Origin of the sequence: Achromobacter veterisilvae (assembly GCF_037619525.1) — a bacterium.
GTDB classification, from domain to species: domain Bacteria; phylum Pseudomonadota; class Gammaproteobacteria; order Burkholderiales; family Burkholderiaceae_B; genus Achromobacter; species Achromobacter veterisilvae.
The window spans coordinates 4,094,461-4,112,984 of sequence record NZ_CP148753.1; the positions used below are offsets into that span (position 1 = coordinate 4,094,461).

Here is an 18,524-nt window from a genome sequence, read left to right on the forward strand (position 1 = left end):
GCGAACCCACTGCATGGACTACGTACTCTCCCTCCTGGGGCCATTGGCGCAAGGCGCGAAAGTCACCTTGACGTTGTTTTTCATCACGCTGGCGCTGGCGGTCCCGCTGGGGCTGGTGCTGGCGCTGGTGCGGATATCCAAATGGAAGCTGCTCAGCCGCCTGGTCAACGGCTACATCTGGCTCATGCGCGGCACGCCGCTGATGCTGCAGATGCTGTTCATCTATTTCGCGCTGCCGTTCGTGCCCGTGGTGGGCGTGCGCCTGCCGGACTTTCCGGCCGCCGTGGTGGCCTTCGCGCTGAACTACGCCGCCTATTTCGCGGAGATCTTCCGCGCCGGCATCCTGTCGGTGGACCGCGGCCAGTACGAGGGCAGCAAGGTGCTGGGCATGACCTACCTGCAGACCCTGCGCCGCATCGTGCTGCCGCAGATGGTGCAGCGCGTGCTGCCGCCCATGAGCAACGAGACCATCACGCTGGTCAAGGACACTTCGCTCATCTACGTGCTGGCGCTCAACGACATCCTGCGCACGGCGCGCGGCATCGTCCAGCGCGATTTCACGACCACGCCGTTCCTGGTCGCCGCCGCCTTCTATCTCCTCATGACGCTGGTCCTGACTTGGTTCTTCCAGCACATGGAAAAGCGCTATGCCAAATATGACCAGTAATCCGCCGCCGTCCGGGCGTCCCGTCATGATCGCGGCGCGCGACATCGTCAAATCCTTCGGTCCGCACCGAGTGCTGGACCGCGTGTCGCTGACCCTGGGGCAGGGCGAGGTGGTGGCGGTGATCGGCCCGTCCGGGTCGGGCAAGAGCACCTTTCTGCGGTGCCTGAACCACCTGGAAACCATCGACGAGGGCAGCATCGAAGTCGAGGGCGAGGCCATGGTCCGCGCGGTTCCCGGCGGCCGCAGCCAGTACGCCGGCGACGCCGACGTGCGCCGCCTCTGCCGCAAGATGGGCATGGTGTTCCAGTCGTTCAACCTGTTCCCGCACATGACCGTGCTGCAGAACGTCATCGAAGCGCCCATCACCGTCAAGGGCATGGCCCGCGCCGAGATTGTTCCCAAGGCGGAAGAGCTGCTGCGCAAGGTCGGGCTGCTGAACAAGCGCGACAACTATCCGGGGCGCCTGTCCGGCGGCCAGAAGCAGCGCGTGGCGATCGCCCGCGCGCTGGCGATGGAGCCCGACATCATGCTGTTCGACGAACCCACGTCCGCGCTGGACCCGGAACTGACCGGCGAAGTCCTGCGCACCATGAAGCAACTGGCCGACGAGAGCATGACCATGCTGGTGGTCACCCACGAAATGGGATTCGCGCGCGAAGTCGCGCATCGCGTGATCTTCATGGACGAGGGCAGGGTCATCGAGGAAGCGCCTTCGGCCGACTTCTTCCGCGAGCCGCGGCAGGCGCGCAGCCGGGAATTCCTGGCGCACATGCTCTGAGCCGGGCCGCCCCGCCAATGCCGGTCTCCCCGTCCGAACAGCCGCCGCTGCTCCGCCTGCGCGGGCTGTACAGCGCGCGCCTGTCTCCCGTCAGCCTGGATCTCGCCGCCGGCGAATGCGCGGCCGTCATGGGGCCGTCGGGCGCCGGCAAGTCCCTGTTGCTGCGCCAGGTCGCCGACCTGGACCCGGGCCACGGCGAGGCCGAACTGGCCGGCCGGCGCCGTTCCAGCATGCGCGGTTTCGAATGGCGCCGCCAGGTCATGTACTGCCAGGCCGAGGCCGGCTGGTGGGAAGACCACGTGGCGCCGCATTTCGCGGACCGCGCCAAGGCGGCCGCCATCATGGGCCGGCTGGGGCTGGCCGAAGACAAGCTGGACGCGCTGGTGAACGAACTGTCCACCGGGGAGCGCCAGCGCCTGGGGCTGGTGCGCGCGCTGGCGCTCGATCCGCGCGTGCTGCTGCTGGACGAGCCGACGGCCGCGCTGGACCAGGCCGCGACCGGGCGGGTCGAAGCGGAACTGCGGCGCTACCTGGAAGGCGGCGCCGCGATCCTGATGGTCACGCACAGCGCCGAACAGGCCGGGCGGATGGCGCGCCGGTCCTGGCGCATGGAACAAGGCAGGCTGGAGCCGCTATGGACGTGATCGAGCTGCAGCCGCTGGACCTGGCCGTCGCGTCGCTGCTGGTTGTGCTGAGCGCGGGAATTTCCTTCGCGCTGCGCCTGAACATGCAGCGGCAGGTGCTGTGGGCGGCGGTCCGCACGGTGGTGCAGCTATTGCTGGTGGGGCATATCCTGCGCATCGTGTTCGCGCACGCGGCGCCCTGGCTGACCGCGCTGGTCGTCGCGGTGATGATGGCGCTGGCCGCCAGGGAAGTGGCCTCGCGCCCCAAGGCCAGGCTGGCCGCCCGCGGCAACGGCTGGGTCGGGGCGACGGCGGTGGCGGCGACCACGGTGATCACCGTGCTGTTCATCCTGAATACGGCGCTGCGCCCGGATCCCTGGTACGACCCGCGCTATACGATTGCGCTGATCGGCATCGTGCTGGGCAGCGTGCTCAACGCGGCCAGCCTGGCGCTGGACGGCATGCTGTCCGGGGTGCGGCGGGAGAGGCTGGCGATCGAGGCCCGGCTGGCGCTGGGCGCCCCCGCGCGCCAGGCGTTCTCGTCGCTGCTGCGCGAATCCGTGCGGCGCGGCATCGTGCCCAGCATCAACCAGATGTCGGCCGCCGGCATCATCACCTTGCCCGGCATCATGACCGGCCAGATCATCGCCGGCATGGACCCGATAGAGGCCGCGAAGTACCAGATACTGCTGATGTTCCTGCTGTGCGGCGCGAGCGGCATGGCGGCCATCGGCGCGGCCTACGGCGCCATGCGCCGCCTCACCGACGACCGCGGCCGCCTGCGCCTGGACAAGTTGATGCCGTAGGATGGGTGAAGCGCGAGAGTTCTTAAGGAAGAACTCAGGTATCCAGCGCGCGCAACCCATGCGGCCGTGGGCAGACAGTGCTCGATATCGGCCGGAAAACAGTCTATCGCGGCCGCATGGGTTGCGCGCACTGGGCAATTGCGTTCTTGCGTCGACGATCTCGCACTTTACCCATCCTACAAAATGCCCCCCCAAACCGCGCAAGCAAAAAAAACCGGCAGCCCGAAAGGCTGCCGGTTTTTCATCGCAACGCCTCCGCTTACGCGATGGCGGCGAGGGCCTGGTTCAGCGTGGCGCTGGGGCGCATGGCCTGGCTGGCGCGGGCTTCGTCCGGCTGGTAGTAGCCGCCGATGTCCACGGGCTTGCCTTGCGCGGCCTTCAGTTCGGCCAGGATGGCGTCTTCGCCGTCGGCCAGGGCGCGGGCGGCGGCGGCGAACTGGGCAGCCAGTTCGCGGTCGTCGGTCTGCGCGGCCAGGGCCTGGGCCCAGTACAGGGCCAGGTAGTAGTGGCTGCCGCGGTTGTCCAGGCCGCCGACCTTGCGGTCGGGCGACTTGTTTTCGTCCAGGAACTTGGCGGTGGCCAGGTCCAGCGTCTTGGCCAGGACCTGCGCGCGGGCGTTGTCATAAGCCTTGCCGAGGTGGTCCAGCGAGGCGGCCAGCGCCATGAACTCGCCCAGCGAATCCCAGCGCAGGAAGCCTTCTTCCAGGAACTGCTGCACGTGCTTGGGGGCCGAGCCACCCGCGCCGGTTTCGAACAGGCCGCCGCCGGCCACCAGCGGCACGATCGACAGCATCTTGGCGCTGGTGCCCAGTTCCATGATGGGGAACAGGTCGGTCAGGTAGTCGCGCAGCACGTTGCCGGTCACCGAGATGGTGTCCTGGCCGGCGCGGATGCGCCTGAGCGAGAACTTGGTGGCTTCGACCGGGCTGAGGATGCGCAGGTCCAGGCCGCTGGTGTCGTGGTCGTTCAGGTACTGCTTGACCTTGGCGATGACCTGGGCGTCGTGGGCGCGGTTTTCGTCCAGCCAGAAGACGGCGGGCGTCTTGGAGGCGCGGGCGCGGGCGACGGCCAGCTTGACCCAGTCCTGGACGGCGGCGTCCTTGGTCTGGCACATGCGCCACAGGTCGCCGGCCTCGACGGCCTGCTCCAGCAGCACCTTGCCCGAGGCGTCGGTCACGCGCACGGTGCCGGCGGCCGGGATGACGAAGGTCTTGTTGTGCGAGCCGTATTCCTCGGCGGCCTGGGCCATCAGGCCCACGTTGGGCACGCTGCCCATGGTGACCGGATTGAAGGCGCCGTTGGCCTTGCAGTCCTCGATCACGGCCTGGTAGACGCCGGCGTAGCTGCGGTCGGGGATGACGGCCTTGGCGTCCTGCAGCTTACCGGCGGCGTCCCACATCTTGCCCGAGTCGCGGATCATGGCGGGCATGGAGGCGTCGACGATCACGTCGCTGGGCACGTGCAGGTTGGTGATGCCGCGGTCGGAGTTGACCATGGCCAGCGCGGGCAGCGTCTTGTAGGCGGCGTCGATGTCGGCGGTGATGGCGGCCTGCTGTTCGGCGGGCAGGCTCTGGATCTTGGCGTACAGGTCGCCGATGCCGTTGTTGGGGTCGAAACCGGCCTGCTTCAGGGCGTCGGCGTGCTTGGCCAGCACGTCCTTGTAGAACACGGACACCACGTGGCCGAAGATGACGGGGTCGGAGACCTTCATCATGGTGGCCTTCAGGTGCACCGAGAACAGCACGCCCTGGGCGCGGGCGTCGTCCACCTGGGCTTGCAGGAAGGACTTCAGCTTGGCGGCGGACATGACGGCGGCGTCGATGATCTCGCCGGCCTTGACCGGGGTCTTGTCCTTGAGGACGGTGGCGGCGCCGTCGGCGGCGACCAGTTCGATCTTCACGTCGCCGGCTTCAGCGATCAGCGCCGACTTCTCGGTGCCGTAGAAGTCGCCTTCGTTCATGTGCGCCACGTGCGACTTGGAGTCGGCGGACCAGGCGCCCATCTTGTGCGGGTGCTTGCGGGCGTAGTTCTTGACGGACAGCGGGGCGCGGCGGTCGGAGTTGCCTTCGCGCAGGACCGGGTTCACGGCGCTGCCCTTGACCTTGTCGTAGCGGGCCTTGACGTCGCGCTCGGTGTCGTTGGCGGGGGCGTCCGGGTAGTCGGGCAGCTTGTAGCCCTGCTGCTGCAGTTCCTTGATGGCGGCCTTCAACTGGGGCATCGAGGCGCTGATGTTGGGCAGCTTGATGATGTTGGCTTCCGGCTGGACGGCCAGGGCGCCGAGTTCGGTCAGGGCATCGCCCAGCTTCTGGCTGTCTTCCAGGTAATCCGGGAATAGGGCGATGATGCGGCCCGCCAGCGAGATGTCGCGGGTCTCGACCGTGATGCCCGCGGGCTTGGCGAAGGCCTGGACGATGGGCAGCAGCGAACGGGTTGCGAGCGCCGGCGCTTCGTCGGTGAGGGTATAGATAATCTTCGGAGTAAGAGACATGATCCTTGAATCTGTTCGGCAGGCGCTAGGCGCAAACCCGAACATGCTATGCGGCGCGAAGCCGGTAGATGTTGTCGAGAGTGGGTTCGTCCGGGCAGGCGCGCTGGCTGCGCCCGTCTGCCCAGCATGGCCGGCGCCCGCCCTTTTTTGTCTGGCCGGCCGGATGCTGGCCTGCCCGTAGGGAAGTGCGACTGCCACGAACCTTCCATTGTAATACCGTGCTACGCGTGGCGCGCGGCAAAACCCGCCGATTTGGCCGCGGCATAAGCATATGCCGAGGCAAAATAAATGGGGACGTATTATTTTGGACAGTTCCGGCCGGGCAAGGCGGGCCGTTTGACAAAGCGCGGCGCTTGGAGGAAGCTACGCCCCATGCATTTCCGCGCCGTCCGCATTTCGCTGATTATTACCATCATTCCTGGAATGGTGGGTTAGCGCGCGACCGCAATTGTCACAGCCACCCGCCCCAAGAGGCGGGTTTTTTGTGGCCGCCTCTGCCGGGCAAGCACACCGAAGCAGAGAGCCAGATGCACCACACCCCGCAAGCCCCGCACTCCACGCAAGCCCAACCGCAGGCCGCCGCATTCCAGGACGGCAAGGCCTCGCCGATGGAATACCTGAGGCAGATCCTGACCGCCCGGATCTACGACATCGCCCGCGAAACCGAGCTGGATCCCGCCCGCGGCCTGTCGGCCAGGCTGGGCAACCCGGTGTTCTTCAAGCGCGAAGACAACCAGCCGGTGTTTTCATTCAAGGTGCGGGGCGCCTACAACAAGATGCGCAATACGCCGCGGGCGGCGCTGGACCGGGGCGTGATCACCGCGTCGGCCGGCAACCACGCGCAGGGCGTGGCCATCTCGGCCGCCAGGATGGGCGTGCGCGCCATCATCGTGGTGCCGCAGACCACGCCGCAGGTCAAGGTGGATGCCGTGAAGGCGCATGGCGGCCCCACCGTCACGGTGGTGCAGGCGGGCGATTCGTATAGCGACGCTTACGCCCACGCCCAGAATCTGGCGCGCGCGCAGGACCTGACCTTCATCCCCGCCTTCGACGATCCCTATGTGATCGCCGGGCAGGGCACGGTGGGCATGGAGATCCTGCGCCAGCACGCCGGCCCCCTGCATGCCGTGTTCGTGCCGATCGGCGGCGGCGGGCTGGCGGCGGGGGTCGCCACCTACATCAAGGCGGTGGACCCGGGCGTCAAGGTCATCGGCGTGCAGACGGAGGATTCCAGCGCCATGTCCCTGTCCATGCAGGTGGGAGAGCGCGTCAATCTGCCCGAAGTGGGCCTGTTCTCGGACGGCACGGCCGTCAAGCTGGTGGGCGAGGAAACCTTTCGCCTGTGCCGGGAGTATCTGGACGAGATCATCCTGGTCGATACGGACGCGGTCTGCGCGGCGATCAAGGACGTATTCCTGGATACCCGCAGCGTGCTGGAACCGGCGGGCGCGCTGGCGGTGGCCGGACTGAAGAAGTACGTCCAGCGCGACGGCGTGCAAGGGGTGCCCATGGTGGCGGTGACCTCGGGCGCGAACATGAACTTCGACCGCCTGCGCTTCGTGGCGGACCGCGCCGAGGTCGGCGAGGCCCGCGAGGCGGTCTTCGCGGTGACGGTGCCCGAAGAGCGCGGCAGCTTCCGCCGCTTCTGTGGCGTGATCGGCCAGCGCAGCGTGACGGAATTCAACTACCGCATCGCCGACGCGCGCACCGCCCACATCTTCGTCAGCGTGCAGATCGCCCGGCGCGGCGACGCCGCGGAGATCATGGCGGCCTTGCAGGAACAGGGGTTCTCGGTCGGGGACCTGACCAACAACGAGCTGTCCAAGCAGCATATCCGCTACATGGTCGGCGGCCGTTCTCCGCTGGCGGGCGGCGAGCGCCTGTTCCGCTTCGAGTTTCCCGAACGGCCGGGCGCGCTGATGAAATTCCTGACCGCAATGGCGCCCAACTGGAATATCAGCCTGTTCCACTACCGCAACCAGGGCGCGGACTTCAGTTCGGCGCTGGTCGGCATCCAGGCGCCGTTGGCCGACAGCGGAGCGCTGGACACGTTCCTGCGCGAGTTGGGCTACGCCCATTTCGAGGAAACCGCGAACGAGGCGTACCGCCAGTTCCTGGCCTGAGCGCTCAGCCGGGCGCGCAGCCCGGCTTGCGGGGCAAGGCCGTCCCGGGCTGCAGGCGCAGGACGGCGCGGCCGGAGTCCTGCGTCAGCAGCAGGGTGGCGCCGCGGTAGGTGATCGTGGTGCCGCGGGTGGCCTGCCGCTGGCCGGTGTTCCAGTCGTTGCGGCTGCCGGCGGCAACCTCGGCCACCAGGCCCTGGCTGTCGTAGATGACGGACGCGCACGCGGGCGCGGCAAGCAGGCTGAGAAAGAACGCCAGGTTGCGGCTTCTCGTCATCGGCTGACTTCCAGTGGTGGCTCGAGCGGTGAATATATACCGTCTTCAGGCGCCCGCCAGTCCGTCCACGTGCACCTGCGCCTGTCCCTGGGGGCAGCGCTCGACCCGCGCCCGCACGCCGTAGACGCGGCGCAGGGTGTCGGGCGTCACCACGCGGGCGGGCAGGCCCTCGGTCTCGATGGCGCCGCCGTGCAGTAGCAGCGCATGGTCGGCGTGGCGCAGCGCGATATTCAGGTCGTGCAGCACCACCAGCGTGATCAGCCGATGCCGGCGCGTCTGCCGGCGCAGCACGTCCATGACGTGGAACTGGTAATTCAGGTCCAGCGCCGACAGCGGTTCGTCCAGCAGCAGCAGGCGCGGGCGGCGCACCAGCGCCTGGGCCAGCGAGGCCAGTTGCTTCTGGCCGCCCGACAGTTCGTCCAGATAACGGCTGGCCAGCGCGGCGATGCCCAGGTCGGCGATGGCGGACAGCGCTGCCTGCTGCATGTCGTTCCCCGCCGCGCCGCGGCTCCCCGAACGCGCCGCCACCAGCACGGATTCGAAGACCGTCATGTGCACGCCCCTGGGCAGGGCCTGCGGCATGTACATGGCGCGTTCGGCCCGGCGCGCGGGCGTGGCGCGCGCCAGGTCCTCGCCGTCGAGCAGCAGTTCGCCGCGCGTCGGCGGGTTCAGGCCCGCCAGGGTTTTGAGCAGGGTGGATTTACCGCTGCCGTTGGGGCCGAGCATGGCGGTGACCGCGCCTTCGGCCAGCGGCCCGGCGCTGAGGTTCCGCAGCACCGGCGTGGCGCCGTAGCCGGCGGCAAGCCCGCGTATGTCCAGTTGGGCCATCGTCAGGGTTGCAGCGCCAGCGTGCCGCGCATGTGCTGCGCGTGGGCCGGGAACGAGCAGTAATAGGTATAGGACTGGCCGGCGCGCAGGCGCGCGACCGGGAAGGTCACGCTGGCGGTTTCGCCGCCGCCCAGCATGGGCGTCCTGGCCAGGATGCGGGCGTCGCCGGGGGCCAGGAACTCGTGCTCCGCGCCGGCCTTGATGCCGTCGACCATTACCTGGTCGATGTCCTCGGTCCGGGTCAGCACCCAGTTGTGCCCGGCCTTTTCCTTGCTGTTCCTGCCCGTGTGGATCAGGCGCACGGTGAAGTCCTTGCAGGTGGACGGCACGACGATGCGGTCGGGGCCGAACTGCTTGCCGGGACGGCCTTCGACGTCGATCGAGCAGGGGGCGGCATGGGCGGCGCCGGCCATCAACAGGGCGGCCAGCGTCAGGGGCAGGCGGGATTGCATCGGGGAATCTCCTTTAGGGGAATGCGCGGGCGTCATGCGCGTTTGAGGGCGCGCACGACGATGGTGAGGAAGAAGGGAATGCCGACCAGCGAGGTCACGATGCCGACGGGGATCAGCGCCCCGGGCAGCACGGTCTTGGACGCGACGGAGGCCAGCGACAGAATCAGGGCGCCGGCCAGGGCGCTGCCCGGCAGGTAGTAGCGGTGGTCTTCGCCCAGCAACAGGCGGGCGATGTGGGGGGCGACGAGCCCGACGAAACCGATGGTGCCGACGAACGACACGGCCAGCGCCGCCAGCGCGCTGACGCGCAGCAGGCTGACCAGGCGCAACCGCTTGACGTCGATGCCGAAGCTGGCGGCGCGCTCTTCGCCCAGGCGCACGGCGGTCAGCTTCCAGGCGTCGCGCAAGGAAAACGGAAGCGCCAGCGCGACGGCCGCGGCCATGACGGACACGGTGGTCCAGTTGGCGCGGGCCAGGCTGCCCATCGTCCAGAACACGATGCCCTGCAAGGCCTCCTCGCTGGCCATGAACTGCAGCAGCATCACCAGCGCCTGGAAGGAATACACCAGCGCGATGCCGAACAGCACCACGCCCAGCGTCGAGCCGCCGCGCCAGCGCGCCACGCGCTCCAGGACCAGCACGGATACCAGCGTGCAGGCGAAGGCGGACAGCGATACCGCCATGCCCGGCGGCAGCGCGGGCAAGTGCCAGTCCAGCGTGATCGCCAGCGACGCGCCGAAGGCGGCCGCGGCCGACACGCCCAGCGTATAGGGGCTGGCCAGCGGGTTGTCCAGCATGGTCTGCATCTCGGCGCCGCCCAGGCCCAGCGCCACGCCCACCAGCAGCGCCATCAGCGCGTAGGGCAGGCGGAACTGCCAGACGATGACGCGCGCGCCGGGGCTGGCCGCGTCGGGATGCAGCAGCGTGCCCAGCAGTTCGCCGGGCGTCAGCGAGGCCGGGCCGCTGCCGATGTCGGCCAGGAGGCTGGCGGCGATGGCCAGGGCCAGCGCGGCGCCCAGCAACAGGCGCTTGCGGACCGCGCGCCGGTAGGCGGCGATGGGATCGTCGGGGTGGGAGGGCGCGCGGGGGGCGGCGGACGTGGCGATGGCTGGCATGGCGGCCTACTTCCCGCCGGCCGGCGCGGTCCAGTACGCGCCCGCGCTGTCCACGTCCAGGAACTGGCGGTACAAGGCGTCCAGCGTGGCCTGCGGATCGAGCTCCGCGGCGCGTTCCGGATAGAACCATTGCGCCATCGCCTCGATCGCGGCCACGTTGTAGGGCGAGTTGTAGAAGGCGTGCCAGATGCCGTAGGCGCGATGCCGCCTGACGGCGTCCAGGTCGCGGATACCGTCGCGCGCGAGCAGGGTGGACAGGCTGTCGGCCGACACCTGGGGCGCGGCGCCGGGGCCGGCGAGCAAGCCGGGCCGGCCGGGTTCGGAGCGGCTGCCGGTGGCGATGTAGACATCGGGCCTGGCGTCCAGCAGGAACTCCAGGCTGACGTCGCCGATGGCGCCGGGCAGCACGGGCGCGGCCGCGTTGATGCCGCCGGCCGCTTCCAGCAGATCGCCGAAGCTGCCGTTGCCGGTGGTGTGGCAGCAGGCCGGCCATACGCCCGCCAGCATCTCCACGAAAACGCGCGGGCGCTGCGATTGCGGCACCGGTTCCACGATGCTGCGCACGCGGGCCAGGTGTTCTTCGTAGAACGAGATATAGGCCTCGGCCTGCGCCTGCCGGTCCAGGGCCTGCCCCAGGATGCGCATGCTGGGAACGGTGTTCTGTACGGGGTGCTGGCGGAAATCGACGAACACGATGGGGATGCCGGCTTCCTGCAAAGCCGGGATCATGGGGTTGCCGCGTCCCGGGCCATGGCCGCCCAGGCCGAACACCGCGACGTCGGGCTGGAGCGACACGATCTTCTCGGGGCTGACGCTGGCCTCCGAAGCCTTGCCGATCAGCGGCACGTCGGCCGCCTTGGGATAGCGCCGGATCAACTGGGACCAGGAATAGGGGTCCTGCTGCTTCAGTTCGCCCTGCCAGCCGACCACGCGGCCCACGGGATCCTGGCGGTCCAGCAGCGCCATCGCGAAGACGTAGCGGCCTTCGCCCAGCAGCACGCGCCGCGGGTGGTCGGGCACCGTGACGACCCGGCCGGCCAGGTCGGTGACCTGGCGCGCCTGGACGCCCGGCAAGGCGCAAAGCAGGGCGGCGGCGGCGAGCGCCGCGCGGAGGAGATTGATCGTACTCATCGGAAATCCTGGATTTCGCCGTTGCCCGCGGGCTTGCAGGTAACGCGAACCATTCCTATCGACACGCAGTGTCTGCCAAGCCGTCTCAAGAAAGCGTTAAGACGTTCGGGGGTGTGGCGTCCGGGCCGCAATCGGGAGCGGAAGCCTGGCGCCACATCTACAATATGAGACTGATTTCCATTCTCTGTCTTGCCCCATGCGCGTTCTTGTCATCGAAGACGATCCCGGCATCCTGGCCAACATCACGCACCACCTGGAGCGGCGCGGCTACATCGTCGATTGCGCCGAGGATGGGCAGCGCGGCTACGCCATGGCGGCCGAAGGCCAGTTCGACCTGATCGTGCTGGACCTGATGCTGCCGCGCCTGGACGGCTACGAGCTGTGCCGCCGGCTGCGCGCGGAAGCCGCCTGCGACACGCCGGTGATCATGGTGACCGCGCGCGATACGCTGGACAACCGGCTGGCCGGCTTTGACGCGGGCGCCGACGATTACCTGGTCAAGCCCTTCGCGCTGGCCGAATTGGCCGCGCGGGCCAAGGCGCTGCTGCACCGCGCCAGCGGCGCGGGAGTGGCGCGCCTGCTGCGCGTGGGCGACCTGACCCTGGACACGGGCACGCTGGAATTGGCGCGGGCCGGCCAGGCCCTGCGCTTGCCGCCGTCGCCGCTGCAATTGCTGACCCTATTGATGCGCGCCAGCCCCGCCGTGGTCCACCGCCAGCGGCTGGAAGAGGCGTTGTGGCGCGATTCGCCGCCCGACAGCGACAGCCTGCGCACGCACATCCACCAGATCCGGCAGGTGGTGGACAAGCCCTATGGCAAGCCGCTGCTGCACACGGTGCATGGCATCGGCTACCAGTTGCGGGCCGAGGACGATGCCTAGGGCCCGGCGGGCGGCGCGGCCCGGGCTGGCGCGCCATCTGGTGCTGACCTACGTGGCGCTGGCGCTGCTGGTGGCCGGGCTGCTGTCCTGGCTGTCGGTCTGGAGCGTGGGCAAGCTGGAGGCGCATCTGCAGCGCATCGACATGGGCATGGCGGTGGAGCGGGTGCGCGGCGATTTCCTGGCGGGCATGGACCCCGGGCGGCCCAACCGCTTTTTCCACGGCGATCCGGGCAGCGATGCGTTTCCGGCGTGGTTGCGGCGGCTGTCGCCGGGCTTTCACAAGATCGAGCGCGAGGGGCGGGTCTGGCACGTGATGGTCGACGACCTGGACGGCCAGCGCTACATGCTGCTGCGCGACTACACCGATTACGAGCAGAGCCAGGAGGCGTCGCACTGGGCCGCGGTCAGCGGGCTGGCGGGCAGCCTGGCGCTGGCGTTCGTCCTGGGCAGCCTGGCCACGCGCAGGCTGCTGCGGCCGCTGGCGCGGCTGGCGGCGCAGGTCAATGCGCGCGGCGCGCAGCCGCCGCAGACGCGACTGGCCGAAGACTATCCGCCCGATGAGATCGGCCAGTTGGCGGCGGCGTTCGACGCCACCTACAACCAACTGGAACAGGCTTTGCGGCGCGAGCGGCTCTTTACCGCGGACGTGGGTCACGAGCTGCGCACTCCCTTGATGGTGATCTCCAGTTCATGCGAACTGCTGCGCGAGGAGCAGGCGCTGGACGCCGACGGCCGGGCCAGGCTGGCTCGCGTCGAGGCCGCGGCGGCCGAGATGGGCGAACGCCTGGACACCTATCTGATGCTGGCCCGCGGGGGCGATCCGGCCGAGCGCTTCGCGCGCGAAAGCCCCCTGGACACGGCGCGTGGACAACTGGCGGCCTGGGCGGCCGTGGCGCAGCGCCGCGGCATGGATCTGAGCCTGGAAGAGGCGCGGGCCGCGGCGCCGGCCCTGCAGTTTCCCGCGCCGCTGCTGCGCGCCGTGCTGTCCAACCTGATCCGCAACTCGCTCCAGTATGCCGGCCCGCAAGCGCGGGTCGTCATCACGGCGGGGCCGGATTTCATGCAGGTGGCGGACAACGGGCCGGGCATCGCCGCCGAGCGGCACGAGGCCATTTTCAGCCCCTTCGTGCGGGGCGAGCAGCCCGATGCCGGCAACCTGGGGCTGGGCCTGTCGCTGGTCCAGCGCATTTGCGAACACCAGGGTTGGCGCGTGTCCTTGCAGTCGCAGCCGGGCCAGGGCAGCGTCTTCCGGGTGGAGCTGGCCGCGCCCGCGGGCGCGGCGGCCTAGAACGACAGGTCGGCCGTGAAGGTGAACGTGCGGCCGGCGCCCGGCACGCCGTATAGCTGGAAACCGTCCAGCGACGCGCCCACGCGGCTGTAGTAGAACTTGTTGAACAGGTTGTCGACGTTCACGCCCAGGGTCGCGTTCTTGTCGACCCGGTAGCGCGCGGCCGCCGAATGCAGCCAGTAGGACGGCGCCTTCTCGTTGTCGCGCACCCAGACCGGATGCGTGCCGGACGGACCCGACACCGTGGCGCTGTTGTTGTTCTTGCCGCCCACGTACTTGTTGTCGGTGTAGCGGCGCTTGCCCACATACTGCGCGCCGTAGCTCAGCGACAGGTCTTCGGTGGCGGCATAGGTGGTCCACAGGTTGAACGTCAGGTCGGGCACATTCCTGGCTTCTTCACCCTGGTTGGCGCCCTTCGTGATGCGGCTTTTCAGGGCGCTGACGCCGGCAAAGGCCGACCAGCGCGGCGCGATGCTGCCCGACAGACCCAGTTCGATGCCGTCCACGCGCTTGGCGGGCAGGGCGCGCACCACGTCGGTGGCGTCGTCGCCATACTCCCAGGAATCGCTCAGTTCGGTGCGGAAGACGGCGCCAGTGAGCGACAGGTCGCCGTCCGCCAGGTCCCACTTCGTGCCCAGTTCCCAGGTCCTGGATACGGCCGGCTCGTAGGTTTCCGGCCCGGTGGCGCCGTAGATGTTGTTGTTGGTCGATGCGCCCAGGGCCGAGGGCTGCGCGGCCTGGCTGTAGGAGACGTAGATGCTGCCGCTGTCCACGGGTTTGTAGGTTACGCCGAGGCGGCCGCTCCAGGCGCCGTCCGTCACCCGCCGGGTGGCCGCGCCCGTGGTCTGGGTGACGCGGTAGCGGTCGTAGCGCAGGGCGCCTTGCAGCATCCATTGCGGGCTCAAGGTCAGCGTGTCGCTTGCGTACAGGCCGGCGTTGAAGACCTCGGCCTGGTTGCCGGAGTCGCCCTTCAGGGTGTCGACGCCGCCCATGTCGACACCGCCGGTATCGCGCAGGTCGATCACCGGATTGAGCGACGGCGCGCGTATGGTGCGCGCGTGGTCGCCATAGGTTTCTTTGTAGAACTCCACCCCCGTCGCCACGGAGTGCTTGATGCCGCCCGTGTGGAAGTCCAGGTTCAGGTTGGTCTGGTTGGCCAGGATGGTGTAGCGCTTGGACGTGCCGAAATCATTGCCGCGCAATTGGGCGTAGGGCGAGGGGTCGCCGATCGGCGCGTAGCCGCTGTAGGAGGGGATGCCGTCGGCGCTGTCGACCAGCGGCCCCGTGCCGGCGTAGCCGTAGGACGTGCGCGCGGTGGAGTTGAAGCGCGCGGGGGCGAGCACGCCGATGCGGTCGGTCTGCTGCCAGCGGCTGATATTGGACAGGCGCGCGGCCTGCGTGAAGTCGTGCTCGGCCTTCAGCGTGGCCTGGTCCGTGCGGGTCTGCTCGGTGTAGAGCCCGGGATCGCCGTACCAGGCGTTGCGCGACACGTGGGGCATGCGCCGGCCGCCGGTGCCGCGCAGGATGGGCACGCCGCCGTCGGGAATATTGTCGTCCTCCTGGTGCAGGTAGTTCAGGGTGACGCGGGTGGGCGTGCCCAGGCCCATGGCCAGCGACGCCGCCATGCCGGACCGGTCGAACTCGGTCACGTCGCGCTCGGCCACGGCGTTGTGGTGCCGCATCAGGTTGATGCGCAGCGCCGAGCTGTCGGTCAGTTCCTGGTTGAGATCGGCGGTGATGCGCCGGTAGCGGTCCGTGCCCAGGCCGCCGGACAGTTTGTAGAAGGAACCCAGGCGCGCTTCCTTGCTGGCGAGGTTGACGCTGCCGCCCACGGCCGACACGCCGGATTCGATGGAGCCGGTGCCCTTGAATACCTCGGCCTGTTCCAGGTTGAAGATATCCGTGCGGCTCGACAGGCCCGCATCGCGGATGCCGTCCACGGTGATGCTCTGCTCGGCCGAGAAGCCGCGGATGGTGAACATGTCGCCCCAGCCCAGGTTGCCCTCGCCCGAACTGAAGGTGATGCCGGGCACGTTGCGCAGCACGTCCTGCAGGCTCTGGGCCTGTTGTTCCTCCAGCACGGCGCGTGGCACGACGGTGATGCTCTGCGGCGTGTCCAGCAAGGGTTCGGTGAACTTGCCGGACTGCACGCGCTCCGCCTTGTAGGGCGGGGCGTCGGCCTGCACGGTGACGGGCGCCAGCAAGGGCGTGGCGTCGGCGGGCCGGACCTGGGCGTGGGCCGGGCCGGTGGCCGCGGCGCCCAGCGCCATGCTCAGGGTCTTCAGGGCGAAACGGCCCTGGACGTGTGTTTTTTGCAGCGCCATGATGGGATCTTGAGTGCCTCAATGAGAATCGTTGCGGATTCTATTGAGGGCGATCTCAAGATCCCGTTAAGGCGCGGCGCGAAGTCCCCGGAAAGGCCTTAGTACGCCTTGCCCGAAATCTGCTGGGCGTATCCCAGGTCCAGCCACTTCGGGTCCTGCGGGATGCGGTCCAGGTTGCCCAGGTCGATCTGCGTTTGCAGCGCGTCTTTCAGCGCCTGGTCCGGCACGGCGACCGAATCCGCGAATACGCCGTCGTCGATCAGGCGACGGACCGAGGCGCGCACCACGGCGGGGTCCAGGTTCGGGAACAGCTTGAGCCCGCTGGCCACGGCCGCTTCCGGATCCTTGTGGATGGCCTTCAGCGCGCGGTCGATGCCGGACACGAATTTCTGCGATACCGGCGCCGGAATGTCCTGGCGCGTGGAAATGGCCGAGAACGTATAGGGGCCGATCTCGCGCGAGAACGCGGACACCACCTTGTAGCCCTGGGCCTGCGCCTGCGAGGCGCCCGGTTCGTAGAGCACCGCGCAATCGGCCTGGCCGGAGCTCAGGGGGCCGATCTCATTGCCCAGCGGCACTTCCAGCAGGTTCAGGTCGCGCTTGGGATCCAGCCCGGCGTTCTTCGCCAGTTTCAGGAAGGCGGACGAGCTGGTCGTGGGCATGGCGCCGGTGGCGATGGTGGCGCCCTTCAGGCTCTTGAAGCCGTCGAAGGCGAAGTCCTGCTTGCAGGTCAGCCACACGCCCAGGCGGTTCAAGGTGCCGCCGACCACTTTCACGGGCGCGCCGCGGCCGAACGAGATCGCCGTCCATTCGGGGCCGTGCAGGGAGAAGTCGGCGCTTTTGGAGATGACGGCGGCCAGTGCATTGGTCGACGACGAGGCGACGTCGATGCGCACGTCCAGCCCCGCCTCCTTGAAGTAGCCGTGTTCCTCGGCGAAATACACGGGCAGGTAGAACACCGATTTGAAGGCGGCCGAGACGACGGCCTTATCGTTCGCCATGGCGGTCGCGGACAGCAAAGAGGCGATGGCGGCGGTAGCGAGGCGCAGGGGTAGCTTGGCTTTCATGGCAGTAGGGGGCCGCGCGGCGCGGCTTACAGTTTGAATTGGGTGGCGTAGGTCTGGTCTTTCCAGCGCAGCAGGCGCTTCTCGGCGATGTCCACGCCCGCGTACAGGACGAAGCCCAGCAGCATCAGCGAGAAGATCCCGACCCAGACGGTGTTCAGGTCGTACAGCGACGAGGCCACGAAAATGACATGCCCGAGGCCGTACTTGGAGGAAATGAATTCGCCCACCACCGTGCCCACCAGCGCGAAGCCTATATTGATGCGGAAGGTGCTGATGATGGCGGGCAGGGCGGAGGGCACCACGACCTTGGTGAAGATCTGCCGCTTGCTCGCGCCCAGCGACACCAGCATCTTCTGGATGTCGGGATCCGTGTCCTTGGCGGCCTGGAAGGCGGCCAGCAGCGCCACGATGGAAGTCAGCGAGATGGACAGCGCCACTTTCGAGATCACGCCGGTGCCGAACCACAGGATCACCAGCGGCGCGAACGCGATCTTGGGCACGCTGTTGATCGCCACCAGGAAGGGCTCGACCACCTTGGCGCCATAGGGCGAATACCAGAGCGCCAGCCCGGGCGCGGTGCCCAGCAGGGTGCCGACCACGAAGCCGGCGGCGGACGCCCACAAGGTGTAGTTGGCGTGTTCCCACAGTTCGCCGGACTGGATCAGCTTCCAGGCGGCCTGCAGCACGCCCGCGGGCGAGCCGAACAGAAAGCCCGAGACGGCGCCGGCGCGCACGCCGGCCTCCCAGGCGCCGAACAGCACGGCAAGAATCAGCAATTGGGTGGCCAGCACGGGGATGCGCCAGCCCGCCGGGCGAGCGGCGGCCTGGCCGCTGGCGGGCGCGCCGGGGGCGGCGGATACGGAGGTCTGGCTCATGCGTGGGTGCCGTCCTTGCGGGCGGTCTGGATGTCGAGTTCCTGGCAGAGCAGGTCGAAGTAGGCGGGGAAGCGGCTGTCGTGGCGCGCCTGGAGGGGCGAGCGCGTGCCCAGCTCGATCCTGTGTTCGCTTTTCAGGCGGCCGGGGCGCGCGCTCAGCACGAAAATGCGTTCGGACAGGGCGATGGCTTCGTCGATGTCATGGGTCACCAGCACGACCGTCTTGCCCTGTTTGCCGACGGTGTCGGCCAGCATGGATTCGAGGAACAGGCGGGTCTGGTAGTCCAGCGCCGAGAACGGTTCGTCCAGCAGCAGCACGTCCGGGTCCGGCAGCAGGGTGCGGGCCAGCGCGACGCGCTGGCGCATGCCGCCGGACAGCGCCTTGGGATAGCTGTCCTGGAACGGCAGCAGGCCGAAAGTATGCAGATAGTCGCGGGCCAGTTCCACGGATTCGGCCCGCGGCGTGCCGCGGATTTCGAGGCCGACGAGCACGTTGTCCAGCACGCTGCGCCAGGGCATCAGCAGATCGCGTTGCAGCATGTAGCCGACGCGGCCGCGCAGGTTGGGCAGGGGCCGGCCGTCCAGGGAGATCGTGCCGGAATCGTGTTCCAGCAGGCCGGTCAGGATATTGAACAGGGTGGACTTGCCGCAGCCGGACGGTCCGATGATGCTGACGAATTCGCCGCTGGCGGCGTTCAGGCTGATGTCGTCGAGCACCTGGACCGGGCCGGCGTCGGTCTGGAACCGCTTGTTCAGGTTGCGGATTTCCAGCTTGGGGGGAAGGGCGGAGATCATGGCGGGGCTGC

Annotated in this window: 17 protein-coding genes; 7 read left to right on the plus strand and 10 right to left on the minus strand. The window is 68.6% G+C overall.

The features are described from left to right. The first annotated feature begins 13 nt into the window (after nt 1-13). From WHX56_RS19035 to WHX56_RS19050, 4 genes are read left to right on the plus strand one after another with little or no spacing between them, the layout of a single operon-like run. Nucleotides 14-667, plus strand: coding sequence for an amino acid ABC transporter permease (locus WHX56_RS19035; protein WP_129238848.1), 654 nt, complete (start codon nt 14-16; stop codon nt 665-667). A gap of 25 nt (nt 668-692) precedes the next feature. Next, the gene (locus tag WHX56_RS19040) at nt 693-1,445 is read left to right on the plus strand and encodes an amino acid ABC transporter ATP-binding protein (RefSeq protein WP_129239039.1); all 753 of its coding nucleotides are present in this window, start codon (nt 693-695) and stop codon (nt 1,443-1,445) included. A gap of 17 nt (nt 1,446-1,462) precedes the next feature. Beyond that, a complete protein-coding gene (locus WHX56_RS19045; protein WP_338878650.1) occupies nt 1,463-2,089 on the plus strand; it encodes an ABC transporter ATP-binding protein in 627 nt (208 codons plus the stop codon). Further along, on the plus strand, nt 2,080-2,874 hold the full coding sequence (locus tag WHX56_RS19050; RefSeq protein WP_338878651.1) for an ABC transporter permease: 795 nt from the start codon (nt 2,080-2,082) through the stop codon (nt 2,872-2,874). The genes WHX56_RS19045 and WHX56_RS19050 overlap by 10 nt, the downstream gene beginning before the upstream one ends. Before the next feature lie 259 nt (nt 2,875-3,133). Here WHX56_RS19050 and WHX56_RS19055 read toward each other — a convergent pair whose 3' ends face one another. Next, nucleotides 3,134-5,362, minus strand: a complete 2,229-nt coding sequence (locus WHX56_RS19055) for an NADP-dependent isocitrate dehydrogenase (RefSeq protein WP_338878652.1) — start codon at nt 5,360-5,362, stop codon at nt 3,134-3,136. A gap of 527 nt (nt 5,363-5,889) precedes the next feature. Between WHX56_RS19055 and ilvA the strand changes: the two genes are divergently transcribed. Next, complete coding sequence (gene ilvA, locus WHX56_RS19060) at nt 5,890-7,485, plus strand: threonine ammonia-lyase, biosynthetic (protein WP_338878653.1); 1,596 nt, start codon at nt 5,890-5,892, stop codon at nt 7,483-7,485. Between the two features lie 4 nt (nt 7,486-7,489). On the opposite strand, the gene WHX56_RS19065 is transcribed toward ilvA, so the two are convergent. Genes WHX56_RS19065 through WHX56_RS19085 form a run of 5 tightly spaced genes read right to left on the minus strand, consistent with a single transcriptional unit; the run spans nt 7,490 to nt 11,285 of the window. Then, nucleotides 7,490-7,759 carry a hypothetical protein gene (locus tag WHX56_RS19065; protein WP_338878654.1) on the minus strand — a complete coding sequence of 90 codons (270 nt, stop codon included), beginning with the start codon at nt 7,757-7,759 and terminating at the stop codon, nt 7,490-7,492. Nucleotides 7,760-7,804: 45 nt separating this feature from the next. Continuing rightward, entirely contained in the window at nt 7,805-8,587 is a 783-nt protein-coding gene (locus WHX56_RS19070; protein ID WP_338878655.1) for an ABC transporter ATP-binding protein, read from the minus strand. Between the two features lie 2 nt (nt 8,588-8,589). Further along, nucleotides 8,590-9,039, minus strand: a complete 450-nt coding sequence (gene azu / locus WHX56_RS19075; RefSeq protein WP_129238841.1) for an azurin — start codon at nt 9,037-9,039, stop codon at nt 8,590-8,592. Nucleotides 9,040-9,071: 32 nt separating this feature from the next. Then, on the minus strand, nt 9,072-10,154 hold the full coding sequence (locus WHX56_RS19080) for an iron ABC transporter permease (protein WP_338878656.1): 1,083 nt from the start codon (nt 10,152-10,154) through the stop codon (nt 9,072-9,074). A 6-nt stretch (nt 10,155-10,160) separates the two neighbouring features. After that, complete coding sequence (locus WHX56_RS19085) at nt 10,161-11,285, minus strand: ABC transporter substrate-binding protein (RefSeq protein WP_338878657.1); 1,125 nt, start codon at nt 11,283-11,285, stop codon at nt 10,161-10,163. 196 nt (nt 11,286-11,481) lie between these two features. Between WHX56_RS19085 and WHX56_RS19090 the strand changes: the two genes are divergently transcribed. Together WHX56_RS19090 and WHX56_RS19095 are read left to right on the plus strand one after the other, a co-directional pair. Then, nucleotides 11,482-12,165 (plus strand): response regulator transcription factor, encoded by a 684-nt coding sequence (locus WHX56_RS19090; RefSeq protein WP_338878658.1) that lies wholly within the window; start codon nt 11,482-11,484, stop codon nt 12,163-12,165. Continuing rightward, nucleotides 12,158-13,453 carry a HAMP domain-containing sensor histidine kinase gene (locus tag WHX56_RS19095; protein WP_338878659.1) on the plus strand — a complete coding sequence of 432 codons (1,296 nt, stop codon included), beginning with the start codon at nt 12,158-12,160 and terminating at the stop codon, nt 13,451-13,453. Before WHX56_RS19090 ends, WHX56_RS19095 begins: the two co-directional genes overlap by 8 nt. Here WHX56_RS19095 and WHX56_RS19100 read toward each other — a convergent pair. The 4 genes from WHX56_RS19100 to WHX56_RS19115 form a co-directional block, all read right to left on the minus strand. Next, nucleotides 13,450-15,777, minus strand: a complete 2,328-nt coding sequence (locus tag WHX56_RS19100) for a TonB-dependent siderophore receptor (protein ID WP_338878660.1) — start codon at nt 15,775-15,777, stop codon at nt 13,450-13,452. The genes WHX56_RS19095 and WHX56_RS19100 overlap by 4 nt on opposite strands. Before the next feature lie 98 nt (nt 15,778-15,875). After that, nucleotides 15,876-16,844 (minus strand): ABC transporter substrate-binding protein, encoded by a 969-nt coding sequence (locus WHX56_RS19105; RefSeq protein WP_338878661.1) that lies wholly within the window; start codon nt 16,842-16,844, stop codon nt 15,876-15,878. A 26-nt stretch (nt 16,845-16,870) separates the two neighbouring features. After that, the gene (locus WHX56_RS19110; RefSeq protein WP_129238834.1) at nt 16,871-17,719 is read right to left on the minus strand and encodes an ABC transporter permease; all 849 of its coding nucleotides are present in this window, start codon (nt 17,717-17,719) and stop codon (nt 16,871-16,873) included. Next, the gene (locus tag WHX56_RS19115; protein WP_129238833.1) at nt 17,716-18,513 is read right to left on the minus strand and encodes an ABC transporter ATP-binding protein; all 798 of its coding nucleotides are present in this window, start codon (nt 18,511-18,513) and stop codon (nt 17,716-17,718) included. The genes WHX56_RS19110 and WHX56_RS19115 overlap by 4 nt, the downstream gene beginning before the upstream one ends. Nucleotides 18,514-18,524: the final 11 nt, after the last annotated feature.